The 18,237-nt window shown below is 67.0% G+C and carries 16 protein-coding genes and 1 pseudogene; 15 read left to right on the plus strand and 2 right to left on the minus strand.

The window, feature by feature from the left end; all coding sequences use genetic code 11:
• The first annotated feature begins 3 nt into the window (after positions 1 to 3).
• The 3 genes from QF031_RS04260 to QF031_RS04270 all read left to right on the plus strand — a co-directional run bounded on the left by QF031_RS04260 (position 4) and on the right by QF031_RS04270 (position 3,716).
• Positions 4 to 1,335, plus strand: a complete 1,332-nt coding sequence (locus QF031_RS04260) for a geranylgeranyl reductase family protein (protein ID WP_307424553.1) — start codon at positions 4 to 6, stop codon at positions 1,333 to 1,335.
• Positions 1,332 to 2,432 carry a polyprenyl synthetase family protein gene (locus tag QF031_RS04265; protein ID WP_307424556.1) on the plus strand — a complete coding sequence of 367 codons (1,101 nt, stop codon included), beginning with the start codon at positions 1,332 to 1,334 and terminating at the stop codon, positions 2,430 to 2,432. Before QF031_RS04260 ends, QF031_RS04265 begins: the two co-directional genes overlap by 4 nt.
• Before the next feature lie 432 nt (positions 2,433 to 2,864).
• Positions 2,865 to 3,716 (plus strand): endonuclease domain-containing protein, encoded by an 852-nt coding sequence (locus QF031_RS04270; RefSeq protein ID WP_307424559.1) that lies wholly within the window; start codon positions 2,865 to 2,867, stop codon positions 3,714 to 3,716.
• A 98-nt stretch (positions 3,717 to 3,814) separates the two neighbouring features.
• Here the strand turns inward: QF031_RS04270 and QF031_RS04275 are convergent, their stop codons facing one another.
• Complete coding sequence (locus QF031_RS04275) at positions 3,815 to 4,246, minus strand: hypothetical protein (protein WP_307424562.1); 432 nt, start codon at positions 4,244 to 4,246, stop codon at positions 3,815 to 3,817.
• Between the two features lie 51 nt (positions 4,247 to 4,297).
• Entirely contained in the window at positions 4,298 to 4,951 is a 654-nt protein-coding gene (locus QF031_RS04280; protein WP_307424564.1) for a trimeric intracellular cation channel family protein, read from the minus strand.
• A 60-nt stretch (positions 4,952 to 5,011) separates the two neighbouring features.
• On the opposite strand from QF031_RS04280, the gene QF031_RS04285 reads away from it, so the two are divergent.
• From QF031_RS04285 to cobA, 12 genes and pseudogenes are all read left to right on the plus strand, one after another.
• Positions 5,012 to 5,869: a sirohydrochlorin chelatase gene (locus QF031_RS04285; protein ID WP_307424566.1), complete on the plus strand. Its 858-nt coding sequence runs from the start codon at positions 5,012 to 5,014 to the stop codon at positions 5,867 to 5,869.
• A 54-nt stretch (positions 5,870 to 5,923) separates the two neighbouring features.
• A complete protein-coding gene (locus QF031_RS04290) occupies positions 5,924 to 7,669 on the plus strand; it encodes a nitrite/sulfite reductase (RefSeq protein ID WP_307424569.1) in 1,746 nt (581 codons plus the stop codon).
• A pseudogene (locus tag QF031_RS04295) lies at positions 7,669 to 8,398 on the plus strand (phosphoadenylyl-sulfate reductase). The gene QF031_RS04290 and the pseudogene QF031_RS04295 overlap by 1 nt, the downstream one beginning before the upstream one ends.
• 98 nt (positions 8,399 to 8,496) lie before the next feature.
• A complete protein-coding gene (cysD, locus tag QF031_RS04300) occupies positions 8,497 to 9,459 on the plus strand; it encodes a sulfate adenylyltransferase subunit CysD (protein ID WP_307433120.1) in 963 nt (320 codons plus the stop codon).
• The gene (locus tag QF031_RS04305) at positions 9,459 to 10,865 is read left to right on the plus strand and encodes a sulfate adenylyltransferase subunit 1 (RefSeq protein WP_307424572.1); all 1,407 of its coding nucleotides are present in this window, start codon (positions 9,459 to 9,461) and stop codon (positions 10,863 to 10,865) included. The genes cysD and QF031_RS04305 overlap by 1 nt, the downstream gene beginning before the upstream one ends.
• A gap of 217 nt (positions 10,866 to 11,082) precedes the next feature.
• Positions 11,083 to 11,856, plus strand: a complete 774-nt coding sequence (locus tag QF031_RS04310; RefSeq protein WP_307424575.1) for a hypothetical protein — start codon at positions 11,083 to 11,085, stop codon at positions 11,854 to 11,856.
• A gap of 117 nt (positions 11,857 to 11,973) precedes the next feature.
• Positions 11,974 to 13,140, plus strand: coding sequence for an RtcB family protein (locus QF031_RS04315; protein ID WP_307424577.1), 1,167 nt, complete (start codon positions 11,974 to 11,976; stop codon positions 13,138 to 13,140).
• A 130-nt stretch (positions 13,141 to 13,270) separates the two neighbouring features.
• Positions 13,271 to 14,398 carry an ABC transporter substrate-binding protein gene (locus QF031_RS04320; protein WP_307433123.1) on the plus strand — a complete coding sequence of 376 codons (1,128 nt, stop codon included), beginning with the start codon at positions 13,271 to 13,273 and terminating at the stop codon, positions 14,396 to 14,398.
• 24 nt (positions 14,399 to 14,422) lie between these two features.
• Positions 14,423 to 15,148, plus strand: coding sequence for an ABC transporter ATP-binding protein (locus QF031_RS04325; RefSeq protein WP_307424580.1), 726 nt, complete (start codon positions 14,423 to 14,425; stop codon positions 15,146 to 15,148).
• Complete coding sequence (locus QF031_RS04330) at positions 15,138 to 16,220, plus strand: ABC transporter permease (protein ID WP_307424583.1); 1,083 nt, start codon at positions 15,138 to 15,140, stop codon at positions 16,218 to 16,220. The genes QF031_RS04325 and QF031_RS04330 overlap by 11 nt, the downstream gene beginning before the upstream one ends.
• A gap of 198 nt (positions 16,221 to 16,418) precedes the next feature.
• Positions 16,419 to 16,874 carry an SRPBCC family protein gene (locus QF031_RS04335; RefSeq protein ID WP_307424585.1) on the plus strand — a complete coding sequence of 152 codons (456 nt, stop codon included), beginning with the start codon at positions 16,419 to 16,421 and terminating at the stop codon, positions 16,872 to 16,874.
• A gap of 74 nt (positions 16,875 to 16,948) precedes the next feature.
• Positions 16,949 to 18,211 (plus strand): uroporphyrinogen-III C-methyltransferase, encoded by a 1,263-nt coding sequence (cobA, locus tag QF031_RS04340; protein ID WP_307424587.1) that lies wholly within the window; start codon positions 16,949 to 16,951, stop codon positions 18,209 to 18,211.
• Positions 18,212 to 18,237: the final 26 nt, after the last annotated feature.

Raw genomic sequence — 18,237 nt, forward strand, 5'->3', positions numbered from 1 at the left:
CCTGTGAAGGTACTGATTGTCGGCGCGGGTCCGGCCGGATCGACCGCCGCGTACTACCTCGCCAAGGCCGGCCTCGACGTCACGGTCCTGGAAAAGACGAGCTTTCCGCGCGAGAAGGTCTGCGGTGACGGACTGACGCCCCGCGCCGTCCGCGAAATCCAGAAGCTCGGGCTGCCCCACCCGGAGAACGACGGCTGGCGCCGGAACAAGGGCCTGCGCCTGATCGCGGGCGGCCGCACCATCGAACTGCCCTGGCCCGAGGTGTCCGACTTCCCGCAGTACGGCCTCATCCGCACCCGGCTCGGCTTTGATGAGGAACTGGCCAGGCACGCCCAGGCCGCCGGCGCCGCCATCCTCGAGCGGCACAGCGTCACGGACGCCCTGACGAACCACGCCGGCCGCGTCACCGGAGTCCGCGCAGCGCTCCTTGACGAGTCCGGACGCAAGACGGGGGAGACGCGCGAGTTCAGTGCCGACGTCGTCCTCGCTGCCGACGGGAACTCCACCCGCACCGCCGTCTCCCGCGGGATCCAGAAGCGCGACGACCGCCCGCTGGGCGTCGCCGTCCGTACCTACTTCACCTCGCCGCGCACCGACGACGACTGGATGGAAGGCTGGCTGGAACTTCCCGGCCGCGACGGCAAGCTGCTGCCTGGCTACGGCTGGGTCTTCGGCGTCGGCGACGGCACCTCCAACGTGGGCCTGGGAATCCTGAACTCCTCCAGGGAATTTGGCAAGCTCGACTACAAGCAGGTCCTGCGCGAATGGACTGCCGGGATGCCTGCCGAGTGGGGCTTCAGGCCCGAGAACCAGGTGGGCGAGATCCGCGGCGCCGCGCTGCCCATGGGCTTCAACCGCACCCCGCACTACTCGCCGGGCCTCCTATTGCTCGGCGACGCCGGCGGCATGGTCTCGCCGTTCAACGGAGAGGGCATCTCCTACGCGATGGAGTCCGCGCGCTTCGCTGCAGAGTTCATCATCGACGCCTCCTCCCGCACGGCTGCTTCGGGCGGGACGTACGACGCCGATGCGCACCTTTCGCGGTACGCGGACTACGTGCGCGGCCAGTGGGGATCGCACTTCACCCTGGGCCGGGCCTTCGCCACGCTGATCGGGAAGCCCACCGTCATGAAACTGGCGTTGCGGACGGGCATGCCGATTCCGGTGCTGATGCGGTTCGTGGTCAGGCTCCTCGCCAACCTCACGGACCCCGCAGCGAAGGGCTTCGAGGACCGGGTGATCAGGGTCCTGGAATCGCTGGTTCCGGCCACATCCAACATCTCACCGGCATCGAATCAGCGGTATCCGCAACAAAAAGTTAGGGTTAACCCGTGACCAAATCCGCAGACCACAGCTGGACGCACGCCGGGCACGGCCTGCCGGACTCCGAACCCAGCCTTAACACCACCGCCATCGCCACGGGACTCCAGTTGCCGGCAGGCTTTGCGGCTATCGCGGGGGACGCCGAGCTGGGTCCGGCCATCACCACCAACCTGGCCAAGGTGGAGAAGAAACTCCGCGAGGCCATCGCCAACTCGGACCCCCTCGCTGACGCAACGTCACGCCACCTGGTGGAAGCCGGCGGCAAGCGCATCCGGCCGCTGCTGACCCTGCTCTGCGCCCACCTCGGGGACGCGTCCCTGCCCGCCGTGGTGCAGGCCGCCGTCGTGGTTGAACTGACGCACCTGGCAACCCTGTACCACGACGATGTGATGGACTCCGCGCCGCTGCGCCGCGGTGCCCCCACAGCCCACGAGGTGTGGGGCAACTCCGTGGCCGTCCTGACCGGCGACCTGATTTTTGCCCGCGCCTCGATCCTGGTGTCCGAACTGGGCGGCCGCGCACTCGGCATCCAGGCACGCACCTTCGAGCGGCTGTGCCTGGGCCAGCTACACGAGACCGTTGGTCCCCGCCCCGACGAGGACCCGATTAAGCACTACCTGTCAGTGATCGCGGACAAGACCGGCTCGCTCGTAGCTGCGTCAGGCCAGTTCGGTGCCATCTTCTCCGGCGCTGACGAGGCCTACGAAAACGTCCTGGTAGAGTACGGCGAGAAGGTGGGCGTGGCGTTCCAGCTGGCCGACGACGTCATCGACGTTACCGGCGTCAAGGTGAAGTCCGGCAAGACGCCCGGAACCGACCTGCGTGAAGGGGTGCCCACCCTGCCCGTCCTGCTCCTGCGGCAGGCTGCCGCTGACGGTGACCAGTCCGCCGTCGACCTCCTGAAACTCATTGACGGCGACCTGTCCTCTGACGAGGCCCTCGCTGACGCCGTTGCGGGACTCCGCGAGCACCCGGTGACCGCCGAATCCTGGGTGGTGGCGCGCCAGTGGGCCAACGAAGCCATTGCCGCCCTGGCCCCGCTGCCGGAAGGCGTGGTCAAGGAGTCGCTGTCCAACTTCGCACTGGCCGTAGTGGACCGCGCCAGCTGACTCTTGCATGTGGTGAAGCCCGGCTCCCCCAAGGTGCCGGGCTTCTTCTTTGCCTCTTTTGCTTAACGGGACAGCCCCGGTCCGCAGCAACCGAAGTTGTTATGAACCGGGGCTATCTCTCCGTTCGCATCAGACCCGCCGGAGGCGTTTAGCGGATCCGTGAATAGCTTATGACAGCTTTGTCATAACGCGCAAGTCCTCTGTAACTGCTCCTGTCAAAGAGTTTTCAGCGAGCTTCGCAGGCGGCCATGGAGGCGTCCCTCGCGCAATGGCGTGATTTATAGCTGGACGGGCAGCGGCGCACCCCTAAGTGCGGGGGAGCGTGTGCGCGCAGCCCAAAAAACACGCAATCGCGTCGGCGACTTCGTTTCCCTTATCCACATCGAGAGAATCCTCTGCTCCGGGGAGTGCCGCGCAGAGACACGATGAGGGATGGATATCTGTGACTACCTGGCCAGGCGGGGTGGAGCAGCCCGATCCCTTGAACTGCAAAAGGCCGGCTTCACGCGTACCAGGGTGGGGCAGGCGGTGGCGCTGAACCTCGTGATGAGAATCAGGCGGGGTGTTTATGCGCTGCCAGGCGATGAACGTGTTGCGGGGGCTTTGGCGGCTGGCGGCCGGCTCACGTGCTTATCCGCCGCACCCATCTACCAGCTGTGGACTCTCAACGACCCGGCAGGCCTGCATCTAAGCCGGAGCCACCCCACCCATACGTCCGGAGTTGTCGACCACGGGAGGCCCCAACATCCACGGCATCCCTGGCTGCCCGCGCTGGGGCTGGCGGACGTGCTTCTGCATACGCTGCACTGCCTACCCGAGCTGGAGGCGCTGGTGACGGTGCAGTCGGCTGTGGGCGCCGGGGACATCTCGCTCGATTTTCTCTACCGGCGCTGCCAGGGCCGCCGCAACGGGCGGGCGCGGTCGGTCCTGGACTTGGTGATTCCCCGCGCGGACTCCGTGCTCGAGGTACTGGCAAACGTCCACTTCGCACGGGCCGGACTGCGGGTTAGGCGGCATGTCTACATTGCCGGAGTGGGGGAAGTGGATTTCCTGATCGAGGAGTGCCTCGTGGTGGAGACGGACGGCTCAACCCACTTCGAGCCCAAATCCATCAAGCGCGACCAGCGGCGCAACAACCAAAGCATCATTGGCGGCTACCTGGTGCTGCGCTACTACTACGAGGACGTCATCCACCGTCCCGAGGCCATGGTGGCGGAGGTCCAGGCGGTGCTGCGCGTGTGGCGGAGACCAACTAACAACAGGCATGGCAACCGGTTTGCGTGATTTACGAGGTGTGAATTGGAGGAGCGCCCCTGCAAACAAAGGGGCGGCCCTCCGGGCCCGGGCCATAAGTGACGCATTTACGTCAACGGAGGGGAGGTCTACTCTTCCTCTTCGTCTTCCTCGAAGGCCCACTCGAACATGTCGAAGACGAACTCGGAGAAGGTGCCTTCCTCGGACTTCCATTGGCCGCGCGCGTTGTTGCGGCGGTAGACGATGGGGTCCGGGACGCTGAGGTCGCCCACCCGGAAGCCCCAGGTGTACTCCTCGTCCTCGTCCTCAAGGAACATCAGGAAGCCCTCGTCATCGACTTCGAGCTCGTCCGGGTCCCAGAAGTAGTGGTACGCCTCCATGAGGTCCTCACACCCGCCCAGTGCGAGGTAGAACTCGCGCAGGACCAGGGGGATCTGGAACTGGTGATCGGCCAGGGCCTTGTCCAGCTCCTCAGGGGTCAGGCCGTCCGCTTCCTGCCATTCATCCTCGAGATACTTCGGAACAAGCGCTTTGAACTTCTCGAGGAACATGTCAGTCATGCTCATATCCTAGCCAATCCGGGACGCCGGAAGATGACACCCTGATGAACCTCACAGCCCTGAATCCGTCGCCCGCCGGTGCCACCCGCGGACGGCAAGGGGTGCCTGCCAGGAGCGCCGCCAGGCCAGGACCCGGAACGTGAAAACCAGGGCCGCGATACCGGCGGCGGTCAGCACATTAAACACGCCCAGGACCCACAGCACCGCCGTCAGTGAAGAACCCAGGAACGCCGGCAGCGCGTAGATGTCCTTGGGATTGAACAGTTCGGGGACCTCATTGGCGGTAATGTCCCGGAGCAGGCCGCCGCCCACCGCCGTGGTGACGCCCAGCAGCACGGACGCCACCGGATTCAGGCCCGTGGCCAGCGCCTTGAGCGTGCCGGTCATGCAGAACAGCGCCAAACCGGCGGCGTCGAAGAGGACCAGCAGGGACGTGTAGCGCTGGACGCTGGAGAAGAGGAAGAACACCAGCACTGTTGCCAGCAGCGGCGGCGCCAGGTACGCCGGGTTGGTGAAGGCCGCCGGAACAATTCCCAAGATGATGTCGCGGATCACGCCGCCGCCCAGCCCCACCAGGGACGCCAGCAGCAGGGATCCCACAATGTCGATCTGCTTCCGCGCCGCCAGCAGTGAACCCGAGACGGCAAAGAAGAACACGCCCAGCAGATCCAGCCAGACAGGGGAGTTGTCAAAGGCGAATGTCATGGAGCGTCCCGGCAATTCAAAGAGGGCGGACAGGGCGGCTCCAACGTTACGCTAACCCCTATGAACAGCCCCATCATGATCGCCTGCGCCCATGGGACGTCCAACACACAGGGGGCTGCGGAGGTCAATGCCCTCCGCACTGCCATCGCGGAACTGCGCCCGGGCCTTGACGTCCGGGAAGCGTACGTGGACGTCCAGCAGCCGGATCTGGTGGACGTGGTGGCGGGCCTGCCGGAGGGGGAACCCGCCGTCGTGGTACCGCTGCTGCTGAGTGTGGGCTACCACGTGAAGGTGGACATTGCCCGCGCGGTGAAGAGCCGGCCGGGCAGTGCCGCTGCGGCGCCGCTGGGTCCGGACCGCCGCCTGGCCCAGCTGCTTGACCAGCGGCTGCGCGAGGCCGGCACCACGGACAACGACGTCATTGTCCTTGCCGCGGCGGGCTCATCCAATCCCAACGCCGCGGTCAGTGTGGAGGAGCTGCTGGGCCAACTGCAGGAGCTGCGGTCCAACCGGATCGTGGCCGCCTACGGTGCCTCCGCCCAGCCGTCCGTGCCCGACGCCGTCGCCATGCTGCGGGAAGAACTCGCCGGGGGTGCCGGGGCGGGTGAGTCCGCAGGAGCGGTCGACGTCGGCGGCCGGGTGATGATTGCCTCATATCTCCTGGCGCCGGGCTTCTTCCATGACCAGCTGGCCAAGGCGGGGGCCGACGTCGTGACCGAACCCCTGCTGCCGTCCCCGACGCTCGCCGAGATCGCGCTGGACAGGTACGACGCCGCCGTCGCCATGATGAACGAAGCGACCGCGCCATCAGCTCCGGCGCCCCCGGCAGAGGCCGCAAACCAGGCTCCAGCCGATGCACAGCAGGGTGGCCTGTTCAAGGCCGTCCGGCGTTTCGTGACGAAATATTTCCCTAGGTGACTTAGCGTTTCCGGGCCTTTGTGACGCAATTCGGGGTCGCCCTACAGTCGATGCATGACTGATACAGCTCTAGCCGGAGCGTCCGCGGACCCCGCTGCCACCAAGCGCCCCGCCCGCCCGTCCCGCCCCGCTGCGAAGCCGCACGGCCAGTGGAAAGTGGACGGCAAGACGCCGCTGAACGCCAACGAAACCTGGAAGCAGGAAGACGACGGCCTGAACGTCCGCGAGCGTATCGAGTCCATCTACGCCAAGGAAGGCTTCGACGCCATCCCCAGCCAGGACCTGCACGGGCGCTTCCGCTGGTGGGGCCTGTACACGCAGCGCAAGCAGGGGATCGACGGCGGGAAGACCGCCACCCTGGAGCCGCACGAGCTCGAAGACAAGTACTTCATGCTCCGGGTGCGGATCGACGGTGGTGCGCTCACCACCGAGCAGCTGCGCGTCATCGGCCAGATCTCCGTCGACTTCGCACGCGACTCGGCAGACGTCACGGACCGCCAAAACATCCAGCTGCACTGGATCGAGGTGGAAAACGTCCCCGAAATCTGGCGCCGGCTCGAAGCGGTTGGGCTGTCCACCACCGAGGCCTGCGGCGACGTTCCGCGCGTCATCCTGGGTTCGCCCGTGGCCGGCATCGCCAAGGACGAGATCATCGATCCCACGCCGCTCATCGAGGAGCTGGGGGAGCGGTTCATCGGCAACCCGATCGTGTCCAACCTGCCCCGCAAGTACAAGACCGCCATCACCGGCCACCCCAGCCAGGACGTGGTCCACGAGATCAACGACTTCGGCCTGGTGGGCATGATCCACCCTGAGCTGGGCGCCGGTTACGACCTGTGGGTGGGCGGCGCCCTCGCCACCAACCCGATGCTGGCCAAGCGTCTGGGCGCGTTCGTGACGCCTGAGCAGGCCGCCGACGTGTGGCTCGGCGTCACCAGCATCTTCCGCGACTACGGCTACCGCCGCATGCGCACCAAGGCCCGCCTGAAGTTCCTGCTTGCCGACTGGGGCCCCGAGAAGTTCCGCCAGATTCTTGAGGACGAATACCTGGGCTACAAGCTGGCCGACGGACCCGCGGCGCCCAAGCCCGCCACCCCCGGCGACCACGTGGGCGTCCACGAACAGAAGGACGGCAAGTTCTTCATCGGCGCCACACCACTGGGTGGCCGGCTGTCCGGCTCCGGCCTGGTCAAGCTCGCCGACACGCTCGAGGCGCGTGGCTCCTACCGGCTGCGCACCACTCCGCACCAGAAGATCGTTGTGCTGGACGTCGAAAAGGACCACGTGGAGCCGCTCGTCGCCGAGCTGGACGCCCTGGGCCTGTCCGCCCGCCCCTCAGTGTTCCGGCGCGGCACCATCGCCTGCACCGGCATCGAGTACTGCAAGCTGGCCATCGTCGAAACCAAGATGACGGCCGCCACCGCCGTCGCCGAGTTGGAGCGCCGCCTGGCCGACCTCGCCGACTCGGGCCAGCTGCCCGCGGCACTCTCCCTGCACATCAACGGCTGCCCCAACTCCTGCGCCCGCATCCAGACGGCGGATATCGGCCTTAAGGGCATGATGCTTCCAACGCCCGACGGCGACCCCTCCCCGGGTTTCCAGGTCCACCTTGGCGGCGGGCTGGCTTCCAGCGACCGCGAGGAAGCAGGCCTGGGACGCACCGTCCGTGGCCTGAAGGTATACGTCGACGACCTGCCCGATTACGTGGAGCGCGTGGTCCGCCGGTTCGTGGCCGACCGCGCCGAAGGCCAGACTTTCGCCGAATGGGCCCACGCAGCAGACGAGGAGGCACTGCAGTAATGGCAAAGCACCTTGCACCCGCACCCAAGCTCCGCTCCAAGGAAGAGCTGAAGGCCCTGGCCGAGGCCGGTGCCGCCGAACTCGGCTGGGACGCCCCCGCCCGCGACGTGATCGCCTGGGTGGAACGCAACTTCGACCTGCCCGCCGTCGCCGTCGCCTGCTCCATGGCCGACGCAGTCCTGCCGGCGCTGGTCGCGGACCAAATGCCCGGCGTCGACGTCCTGTTCCTGGAGACCGGCTACCACTTCCCGGAAACCTACGCCACGCGTGACGAGGTGGCAGCGAACCTCCGCGTCAACGTGGTGGACGTGCTGCCCGAAACCACCGTGGAACAGCAGGACCGGCTCCTGGGCAAGGACCTCTTCGCCCGCGACGCCGCCCAGTGCTGTGCCCTGCGCAAGGTGGCCCCGCTGCAGCGGACCCTGGCCGGCTACGAACTATGGTTCACGCGGCGTCCGCCGCGACGAGGCCCCCACCCGCACCAACACCCCGCTGGTCGCCTGGGACGACAAGAACGGCCTGGTCAAGGTCAACCCCATGGCCGCGTGGACGTTCGACCAGCTGGTCCAGTACTCGGACGACAACCTTTTGCCCGTCAACCCGCTCCTTTCCCAGGGTTACCCCTCCATTGGCTGCCAGCCCTGCACCCGCAAGGTGGCGCCCGGCGAAGACCCCCGCGCCGGCCGCTGGGCAGGATCCGACAAGACAGAATGCGGACTACACGTATGAGCAACTTCCCGACTTCCGTGGCCGTCGATCCGGGCACCTTCGCCTCCGCAGCAGATGCCGCCCCCGCCCCTTCGCGGGACGGCGATGCTACAAGCAGCATGGCGTCCCGCTCCGGCAGGCCCGATGCCACTCCCGGGGCGGCATCTGCTGCTCCGGCTATGCAGGCGGGTCGCCTTTCGTCTCTCGACACCCTCGAGTCCGAAGCCATCCACATCATCCGCGAGGTGGTTGCCGAGTTCGAGAAGCCTGCGCTGCTGTTCTCCGGCGGCAAGGACTCCGTGGTGATGCTGCACCTGGCCACCAAGGCGTTCTGGCCCGGCAAGGTGCCGTTCCCCGTGCTGCACGTGGACACCGGCCACAACTTCCCCGAGGTTCTGGACTTCCGTGACCGGACTGTGGAGCGGCTGGGCCTGAAGCTCGTGGTCGGGTCGGTGCAGGAGTTCATTGACCGCGGCGAGCTGGCCGAGCGTGCCGACGGCACCCGCAACCCGCTGCAGACGGTCCCGCTGCTGGACGCCATCCAGCAGAACAAGTTCGACGCCGTGTTCGGCGGCGGCCGCCGCGACGAGGACAAGGCCCGCGCCAAGGAACGTATCCTGAGCCTCCGCGACGAGTTCGGCCAGTGGGATCCGCGCAACCAGCGCCCCGAGCTGTGGAACCTGTACAACGGCCGCCACACCGTGGGCCAGCACGTCCGAGCGTTCCCCATCAGCAACTGGACCGAACTGGACATCTGGCGCTACATCGAGCGCGAGAACATCGAGCTCCCCGGCCTGTACTACGCCCACGAGCGTGAGGTCTTCGCCCGCGACGGCATGTGGCGCGCAGTGGGCGAAGTGTCCCAGCCGCGTGACGGCGAGGACGTCATCACCAAGACCGTCCGCTACCGGACCGTGGGCGACATGTCCTGCACCGGCGCCGTCGAGTCCAACGCCTTCACCGTGGCCGACGTGGTGGTTGAAGTCGCCGCCTCCACCCTGACCGAACGTGGCGCCACCCGCGCAGATGACCGCATCTCCGAGGCAGCCATGGAAGACCGCAAGAAGGACGGGTATTTCTAATGACCACCGAAGCAGTTCTCCCGGCGGACCTGGAAACAGCCCTGCCCACCACGCTCTTCCGGTTTGCGACGGCAGGATCGGTCGACGACGGCAAGTCCACCCTGGTGGGCCGCCTCCTTCACGATTCGAAGGCTATCCTGGCGGACCAGCTCGACGCCGTCGCCCGCACCTCTGCGGACCGCGGGTTTGGCGGGGAAAAGGGCGGCATCGACCTGGCCCTGCTGACCGACGGCCTGCGCGCCGAGCGCGAACAGGGCATCACGATCGACGTGGCCTACCGCTACTTCGCCACGGACCGCCGCAGCTTCATCCTGGCCGACTGCCCCGGGCACGTGCAGTACACCAAGAACACGGTGACGGGCGCGTCCACCGCGGATGCCGTCGTCGTACTCATTGACGCCCGCAAGGGCGTGCTGGAGCAAACCCGCCGGCACCTGTCCGTGCTGCAGCTGCTGCGCGTGGCGCACGTGATTGTGGCCGTCAACAAGATCGACCTGGTGGACTTCAGCGAGTCCGTGTTCCGCGACATCGAAGCCGACGTGCAGCAGGTTGGCCGTGAGCTGGGCCTCGGCTCCGACGGAATTTCCGACCTGCTGGTCATCCCGGTGTCCGCGCTCGACGGCGACAACGTGGTGGAACGCTCCGAGCGCACCCCCTGGTACACCGGCCCCGCGCTGCTGGAGGTCCTCGAAACCCTGCCCGCCGCCGACGAACTGGAAAGCCACCTGGAGAGCTTCCGCTTCCCGGTGCAGCTGGTCGTCCGGCCCCAGGGCGCCCTGGCTCCCGACGCCGTGGCCGCCGGCCTGGATGTGGAGGCCTACCGCGACTACCGCGCTTACGCCGGCCAGATCACCGAGGGTTCCGTCAAGGTGGGGGACCAGGTCTCCGTGCTGACGCCGGGCCAGTCCCCGCGGACCACCACCGTAGTGGGCCTCGACTTCGCCGGCGCCTCGCTGGAGGAAGCTGCCGCGCCGCAGTCCGTGGCCATCCGGCTGGTAGACGAGTTCGACGTCGCCCGTGGTGACACCATCGCCGCTGCCGGAACTGTCCGGGAAGCCTCCGCCGACCTTTACGCCGCCTTGTGCTGGCTGTCCCCGAAGCCGCTCCGCGAGGGCCAGAAGGTGCTGGTCAAGCACGGCACCCGCACCGTCCAGGCGATGGTGCGGAGCGTCTCCGGCAAGCTGGACCTGGCCACTTTCAAGCTCGAGGGTGCTTCCAGCCTGGAGCTCAACGACATCGGCCACGCACAGCTCCGGCTCGCCGCGCCGCTGCCGCTGGAGAACTACCTGCACCACCGCCGCACCGGCGCGTTCCTGGTGATCGACCCGCTCGATGGCAACACCCTGGCCGCGGGACTGGTCAAGGACCACCCGGGCGACCACGAGGACGAGCGCTACAGCATCTAGGGTCCGTCCACATCGCTGGACCCCTGCGGGGCCGCCGTATTGCTACGGCGGCCCCGCTGCGTCTCCGGCGATTTCACGTGCCTGCGGTAATCCGCACAATAAACCGCAGACGTCCCCGCTGAACCTTCCTTGGCCGCAGGAGGCATGGGAAGCTCAGGGATCGCTTCGCCGGTGCCGCGATTCCAGGCTCCGGCCTGTTTTCGTTGAGGGGGCACGAATGCCAGCCATCCACCGGTGGTACACCAAAGCCGCAATCCGTTTCGCGCGGGACGCCCGTGAATGGGGAATCCTCCCACGCCGGGCATGGGCCATCGCGCTGCTGCCTCTCGGCGTCGCACTCGCCGCCGCTGCCACCGTCCTGCACCCGCCGCTCTTCATCTGGCTCCTCGACGAGGACTCCCTGATCGAGTGGTTACAATTCTTGGCCCTCCTGGCTGCGGGCATTTTCCTCCCGCTCGTCGCCTTCGCCCTGCTCAAGACCGGGCACAAAGCCATGGCATTGCTGTACGGGGTAGTAGCCGCCGGTGTGTGGTTCCTCGCGGGCGAGGAAATTTCGTGGGGCCAACGCATCTTTGGCTGGCAAACCCCGGAGGCCATGGAGGCGATCAACCGCCAGGGGGAGACCACGGTGCACAACATTGGCGGCGTGCAGGAACTGGTACCTGCCGCCATGCTGCTGGCAAGCCTGTACGGGGCGTGTGCTCCTCTCATCTGGAACGCAGCCCGGGCCCGCTGGAAGCACCTTGGTTCCGCGCACCTGCTCGTCCCGCCGCTGTGCCTGGTGCCTGCCTTCGGGCTTGCCGCGGCCTACCGGCTCTTCCGTCTACTGGTGTGGCCCTCGCCTGACTACGGCATCTCCGAGTATGGCGAAGTGATGGAATTCAGCCTGTACCTGGGGCTGGCCCTGTTCTGCTGGTTAAACCTGCGCCGCCTGCTGGTGACAAGGCCGGCGGCCCGGAGCCCCCGGCACCGCCTCACCGCCACCGCGTAAACCCCGCCACTCACCGGAACCACGGCTCGTTCGCGAGACCTGGCCTTCAAAGCCGGGTTTTGCGAACAAGCCGCGGTTTTGCTGTTTCCGGAGAGTTTCCCGGGGCAGGGTTTAAGCATGGAAACCATCAGTCCGAAGCTCTTGAACTGGGCGTCCATCCTGGACGATAAGACCCGCGAACAAGCGGTGATGACGGCGGGCCTGCCGTTCATCTACCCCCACCTTGCCCTGATGCCGGACGCGCACCTGGGCAAGGGCGCCACCGTGGGATCTGTCATCCCCACGCTGCGGGCCATCATCCCTGCGGCCGTGGGCGTGGACATTGGCTGCGGCATGATCGCGGTCCGCACCCAGTACTCCGTGAAGGACCTGCCAAAGGACCGGAAAAGCCTCCGCGAGGACATCGAACGGGTCATCCCCCTGTCCGCCGGGAACAACAACAAAAAGATCCTCCCCACCGCGGAGCCGCGCATCGCCGAGCTGAAGCAGCGAGCCGCGAAAGCCGGCTTCAACCCGGGCCAGTACGTTGCCAAGTGGGAGCTGCAGTTGGGGTCGCTGGGCTCCGGGAACCACTTCATCGAGGTCTCCGCGGATGAGTCCGACGGCGTGTGGCTCTTCCTGCATTCGGGCTCGCGGGGCATCGGCAACAGGATCGCCCAGCACCACATCGGGGTGGCCCAGCACGTGAGCCGCAAGAACCAGATCTACCTGCCGGATCCTGACCTGGCGTACCTGGACGAGGGCACCCCGCAGTTTGAGCAGTACATCGCAGAACTGCGGTGGGCCCAGCACTTCGCTCTGCTGAACCGGGAGGAAATGATGGACCGGGTGGCTGCCCAGTTCAGCCGCTGGGTGGGAGGCAAGGTGCGCGAGCTTGAGCGGATCAACTGCCACCACAACTTCACAGAGCAGGAGACGCACTACGGCAAGCCGGTCTGGGTGTCCCGCAAGGGTGCCATCAAAGCCGCGCACGGCGATCCCGGACTGATCCCCGGATCCATGGGGACGGCGTCGTATGTTGTGGAAGGCCGGGGCAACCCGGCGTCGCTGAACTCGTCCCCGCACGGGGCCGGACGGGAATACTCACGCAACGCAGCCCGGAAGGCCTTCACCCTGGAGGAACTGAAGCGGGCCATGAAGGGCATTGAGTTCCGGGCGTCGGAGGCCTTCATCGACGAGATCCCGGCCGCCTACAAGCCGATTGACCAAGTCATGCAGGACGCCGCGGACCTGGTGACGGTGCGGCACAAGCTGCGGCAGTTGGTCAACGTCAAAGGCAACTGACTCTGCGAAACCGGGCAGCAGTGCGGCGGAATGTGACGCTAAATGAACGTGCGTGACCCCCCGTTTCCGCCTCATTGAACGGGTTGGGGCCGCTCCCTATGGTGAAACAATGACTAGTTCCAAGCCCGGGATGACCCGCATCGTGGCAGGCGAGAGCGCGGTCCCCACGCGCAGGCGCGCCGTCGAGGCTGCCCTGGCCATCGGTCTGGTTCTGCTGATCGCTGTCGGGGCCATTGTTGCCTCCAACATCTCCCGCAACACCGAGGCGCAGGCCGCCGAGCCCAGCCCGGCCGCGGAGCTGAAACTGGGGTACTTCGGCAATGTCACGCACGTCCCGGCCCTGGTCGGGGTCAAAAAAGGGTTCCTGGCTGAGGCCCTGGGCGGCACCAAGCTCAGCACCGAGACCTTCAATGCGGGACCGGCAGCGATCGAGGCCCTCAACGCAGGGGCCATCGACGCGGCCTACATCGGCCCCAACCCGGCCATCAACTCGTTCGCCAAGAGCCAGGGCCAGTCCGTGCGCGTGATCGCCGGAGCCGCGGCGGGCGGGGCGCAGCTGGTGGTCAAGCCGGGTATCACCTCCGCGGCTGACCTTCGGGGCAAGACCCTGGCAACGCCGCAGCTGGGCGGGACCCAGGACGTGGCCCTGCGCGCCTGGCTCACCAAGCAGGGATACAAGACCAACGTGGACGGCAGCGGCGACGTCGCCATCAACCCCACGGACAACGCCCAGACGCTGAAGCTCTTCCAGGACGGAAAGCTCGACGGCGCGTGGCTGCCTGAGCCGTGGGCCTCGCGTTTGGTGCTCCAGGCCGGAGCCAAGGTCCTCGTGGACGAAAAGGACCTGTGGGACGGGGCAGGCACCGGCAAGCCCGGAGAGTTCCCCACCACCATCCTGATCGTGAACCAGAAGTTCGCCGCCGACCACCCGGACACCGTGAAGGCCCTGCTGAAGGGGAATGCGGAGTCGGTGGCGTGGCTCAACTCGGCGCCGGCCCAGGAAAAGTCCGCGCTGATCAACGCCGCGCTGCAGGAAGCCGCTGGGGCCGCGCTGCCGGCTGATGTGCTGAACCGTTCCCTCGCCAACATCACCTTCACCCTCGACCCGCTGGCCGGCAGCTACCCCAAACTGCTGCAGGACGGGGTGGACTCCGGCACCACCAAGAAAGCCGACATCAACGGACTCTTCGACCTCAGCGCGCTCAACCAGGTCACCGGCAGCGACAAGATTTCGGCGGCCGGCCTCGGCCAGGACTGACCCACCACCACTAAGGACGCCACCATGCCAGTAGTACTGGAACACCTGGGCAAGCGCTTCGGCGACGGCGCCCCGGTCCTGGACGACGTCAACGCCAACATCAGGCAGGGCGAGTTCGTTGCCCTCCTCGGTGCCTCCGGCTGCGGCAAATCCACCCTCCTGAACATCATCGCGGGACTGGAAGCGCCGACGTCGGGCGCCCTGGAAGTACCCAGCGACGGCGCAGCCTTCATGTTCCAGGACGCCGCCCTCTTTCCGTGGCTGACAGCCCGGGAGAACATCGAACTGGCCCTGAAGCTGCGCGGTGTTGGCAAGGCCGAACGCCGCAGCAAGGCACAGGAACTCCTCGAACTGGTGCACCTGGGGTCCGCCGGGGACAAGCGGCCGCACGAACTGTCCGGCGGCATGCGGCAGCGCGTGTCTCTTGCCCGCTCGCTGGCCCAGGACCGGCAGCTGCTGCTCATGGATGAGCCGTTCGCCGCACTGGACGCCATCACCCGCGACCTGCTGCACGACGAGCTGGAGCGCATCTGGAAGGAAACCGGGCGCACCATCGTCTTCGTCACCCACAACGTCCGCGAGGCCGTCCGTCTCGGCCAGCGCGTCCTGCTGCTGTCCTCCCGCCCCGGCCGTGTGGTCCAGGAATGGGCCGTCAGCGAGGAACACCGAACCGACGCCGGGCTTGCCGGCCAGCTGACCGGGGTCATCACCGCCCGGCTGCGGGAGGAGATTCGCCGCCATGCCAAGTAAGTCCCTGTCCAGCTCCGCGCCTACTTCGCCCTCCGCGCCGGATGCCGCCCCCGCCCCTTCGCGGGACGGCTTTCGTCCTTCGGACGAAGCGTCCGGCTCCGACAGCGGCACCGGCCTTCCCACCACTCGCAAGCTCGCGGCGGGTCCCTCGGACGGTGCCTTAGATGCCACTCCTGCAACACACGTGCATGCCGCTTTGACGCGGACTTCGAGTGGCCATGAAGACCTGCGGGAGCTTGAGTCCGGCCTGGACTCACTGCAGTCCGACGCCGACCGCAAACACCGGATCGACTGGAGCCGCATCCTGCTGCCCGTGGCCGCGCTGGTGGTCCTGGTGCTCATCTGGCAGTTCTATGTGTCGCTCGGTGTGAAGCGGCGCGACCTGGTTCCCGGCCCGCTGGATGTGGTGGCGCAGATGGGCGTCCTGTGGGGCGACGGCAAGTTCCAGGAATCGATCTGGACCTCGCTCCAGCGCGGTGTGGTGGGCTTCCTGATTTCGGTGGCCATTGCCACTCCCGTCGGTTTGCTGCTGGCCCAGGTGGCCCCGCTGCGCCGCGCGTTTGGGCCGTTGATTTCCGGCTTGCAGGTCCTGCCCTCGGTGGCGTGGGTGCCTGCGGCGATCATCTGGTTCGGCCTGACCGACGCCACCGTCTACTTCGTGGTGTTCATGGGCGCCATCCCGTCCATCATCAACGGCCTGATCTCGGGTGTGGACCAGATCCCGCCGCAGTACCGGAGGGTGGGCACCGTCCTGGGCGCATCCCGGCTGCAGATGGCCTTGCAGGTGATCCTTCCTGCCGCGCTGCCCGGCTACCTCAGCGGGCTCAAACAGGGCTGGGCCTTCTCCTGGCGCTCCCTCATGGCCGCCGAAATTATCGCTGTGGGCGGCACCATCGGCTTTGGCCTGGGCTCGCTGCTGGACCAGGGCCGGGACCTGTCCGACATGACCATCGTCATGGCGGCCATCCTGCTGATCCTCGGCGTCGGCATCCTCATCGAGCTGCTGGTCTTTGGGCCCATCGAGAAGCGCCTCCTGCGCCGCCGCGGCCTCCTGGCCGGCAGCACCCGCTGACCCAACCCCTTCGGAACCCGCAGCAAGAGCCCGACGGCGACCTCCCGCCGTCGGGCTCTGCCGTTTCCTGACGCGTTTGCGTCACTTTTAGCCCCGCCAGGGCCCCCGGCCCCTGATCTTGCAGGGTGAGCCCGGTCAGGAGGCCCTGAAAGTCCCGCAAATGCGTCAGCCCGAAAAAACTGCTGGCAGACTGGCCACATGACCGCCAGCTTCGTGTGCCGCACAGAGTCCCAGCTTCCGGTGGAACGGCTCTTTGACCTGGCGCGCAGCATCGATCTGCATGTGGACTCCCAGCAGAAATCAGGGGAGCGGGCAATCGGCGGCGTCACCCGTGGGGTGATCGGAGAAGGCCAGGAGGTCACGTGGCGGGCAAAACACTTCGGAGTCCCGCTCACCATGACCAGCCGGATCACCCACTTCGATTTCCCCCGCAGCTTCACCGATGAACAGGTGAAGGGCCCCTTCAAGGCTTTCCGGCATGTCCACGAATTCGAGCCAACCGCCGCCGGGAGCACCATGACGGACCGCGTGGAGTTCACCGCCCCGCTGGGAGTCCTGGGCCGCGCCGTCGAACGTTTGTTCCTGACCCGCTACCTGGAACGGCTCATCAGCACCCGCGGCAGCTTCCTTGCCAGGCACGAAAATCCTTTGTGACGCAGCGTTACCTTACGTGAACTGGTGTTGCTGACCCTTTGTGGGCCAATGTGACGCCGCCCTACCGTTGATTCATGGCAATTCAGGACATTTACCCCACCGCGCTGCGGCTGCTCGGCCGCCCCGCGCTGGTGGTGGGCGGCGGCCCCGTTGCTGCCCGCCGGGCCAAGGGGCTGCTCGACGCGGGTGCAGTGGTTACCGTCGTGGCCCCGGTTGCCTCGCCCGCGCTGCAGGAGATGGCCGACGCCGGCCTGCTCACCTGGGCAGCGCGCCCTTACCTTTCCCAGGACGTCGACGGCGTCTGGTTCGTTCAGACGGCAACGGGGGATCCGGCGGTGGACGCCCAGGTATCGGCCGACGCCGAGGCGCAGCGGGTTTGGTGCGTCAATGCCTCCAACCATGAAGCTTCTGCCGCCTGGACGCCCGCCGTGGCGGAGGTGGACGACGTCAAGATTGCCGTCAACGCCGGGGGAGACCCGCGCCGGGCCATGGCCGTTCGGGACGCCGTCGCCACCGCCCTCGAAACCGGTGATCTTCCGCTGCGCCGCCGCCGTGCGCACCAGGGAAGCGTGGCCCTCGTTGGCGGCGGCCCGGGCGATACCGGCCTCATCACCGTCCGCGGCCGCCGGCTCCTGGGCCAGGCCGACGTCGTGGTCGCTGACCGCTTGGGCCCCCGCGAACTCCTGAGCGAACTCGCCCTCGACGTCCGCGTCATCGAAGTCGGCAAGACCCCCGGCCACCACCCCGTGCCGCAGGCGGAGATCAACCGCATCCTGGTGGCGGAAGCCCTCAAAGGCCACCGGGTGGTCCGGCTCAAGGGCGGCGACCCGTACGTGCTGGGCCGCGGCGGCGAGGAAGCCGAATACTGCCGGCAGCACGGCATCGACGTGGAAGTTGTTTCCGGCGTGACCTCCGCCATCTCGGTACCCGCTGCGGCCGGCATCCCCGTCACCCACCGCGGCCTGGCCAAGGGCTTCAGCGTGGTCACCGGCCACGAAGAACTCTCCGAGGTTCCTGCCCGCGCAGACCACACCATCATCCTGCTCATGGGCGTGGGCCAGCTCCGGGAATCTGCGTCCGCGCTGGGCGAAGCCGGGCTGCCGCAGGGCACACCTGTTGGTATCGTGGAAAACGGCTATTTGCCGGACCAGCGCGTCACCATCGGCACGCTCGGTACCATCGCCGACCAGGCCCAGGCGGCCGGCGTCGCAAATCCTGCCGTGATTGTCATCGGTGACGTGGTGCGCGTAAGCCCCTTCGCGCCGTCGCACTTCAAAACCGCTGACTACAGCACCACTACTCCGAACAGCCCCCGCAAGACCGCCCTTACCCCCTGAAACCCATCGATTGCTCCGTAACTGCC

This window comes from Pseudarthrobacter defluvii (assembly GCF_030816725.1).
In the GTDB taxonomy this organism is placed as follows: Bacteria; Actinomycetota; Actinomycetes; order Actinomycetales; family Micrococcaceae; genus Arthrobacter; species Arthrobacter defluvii_A.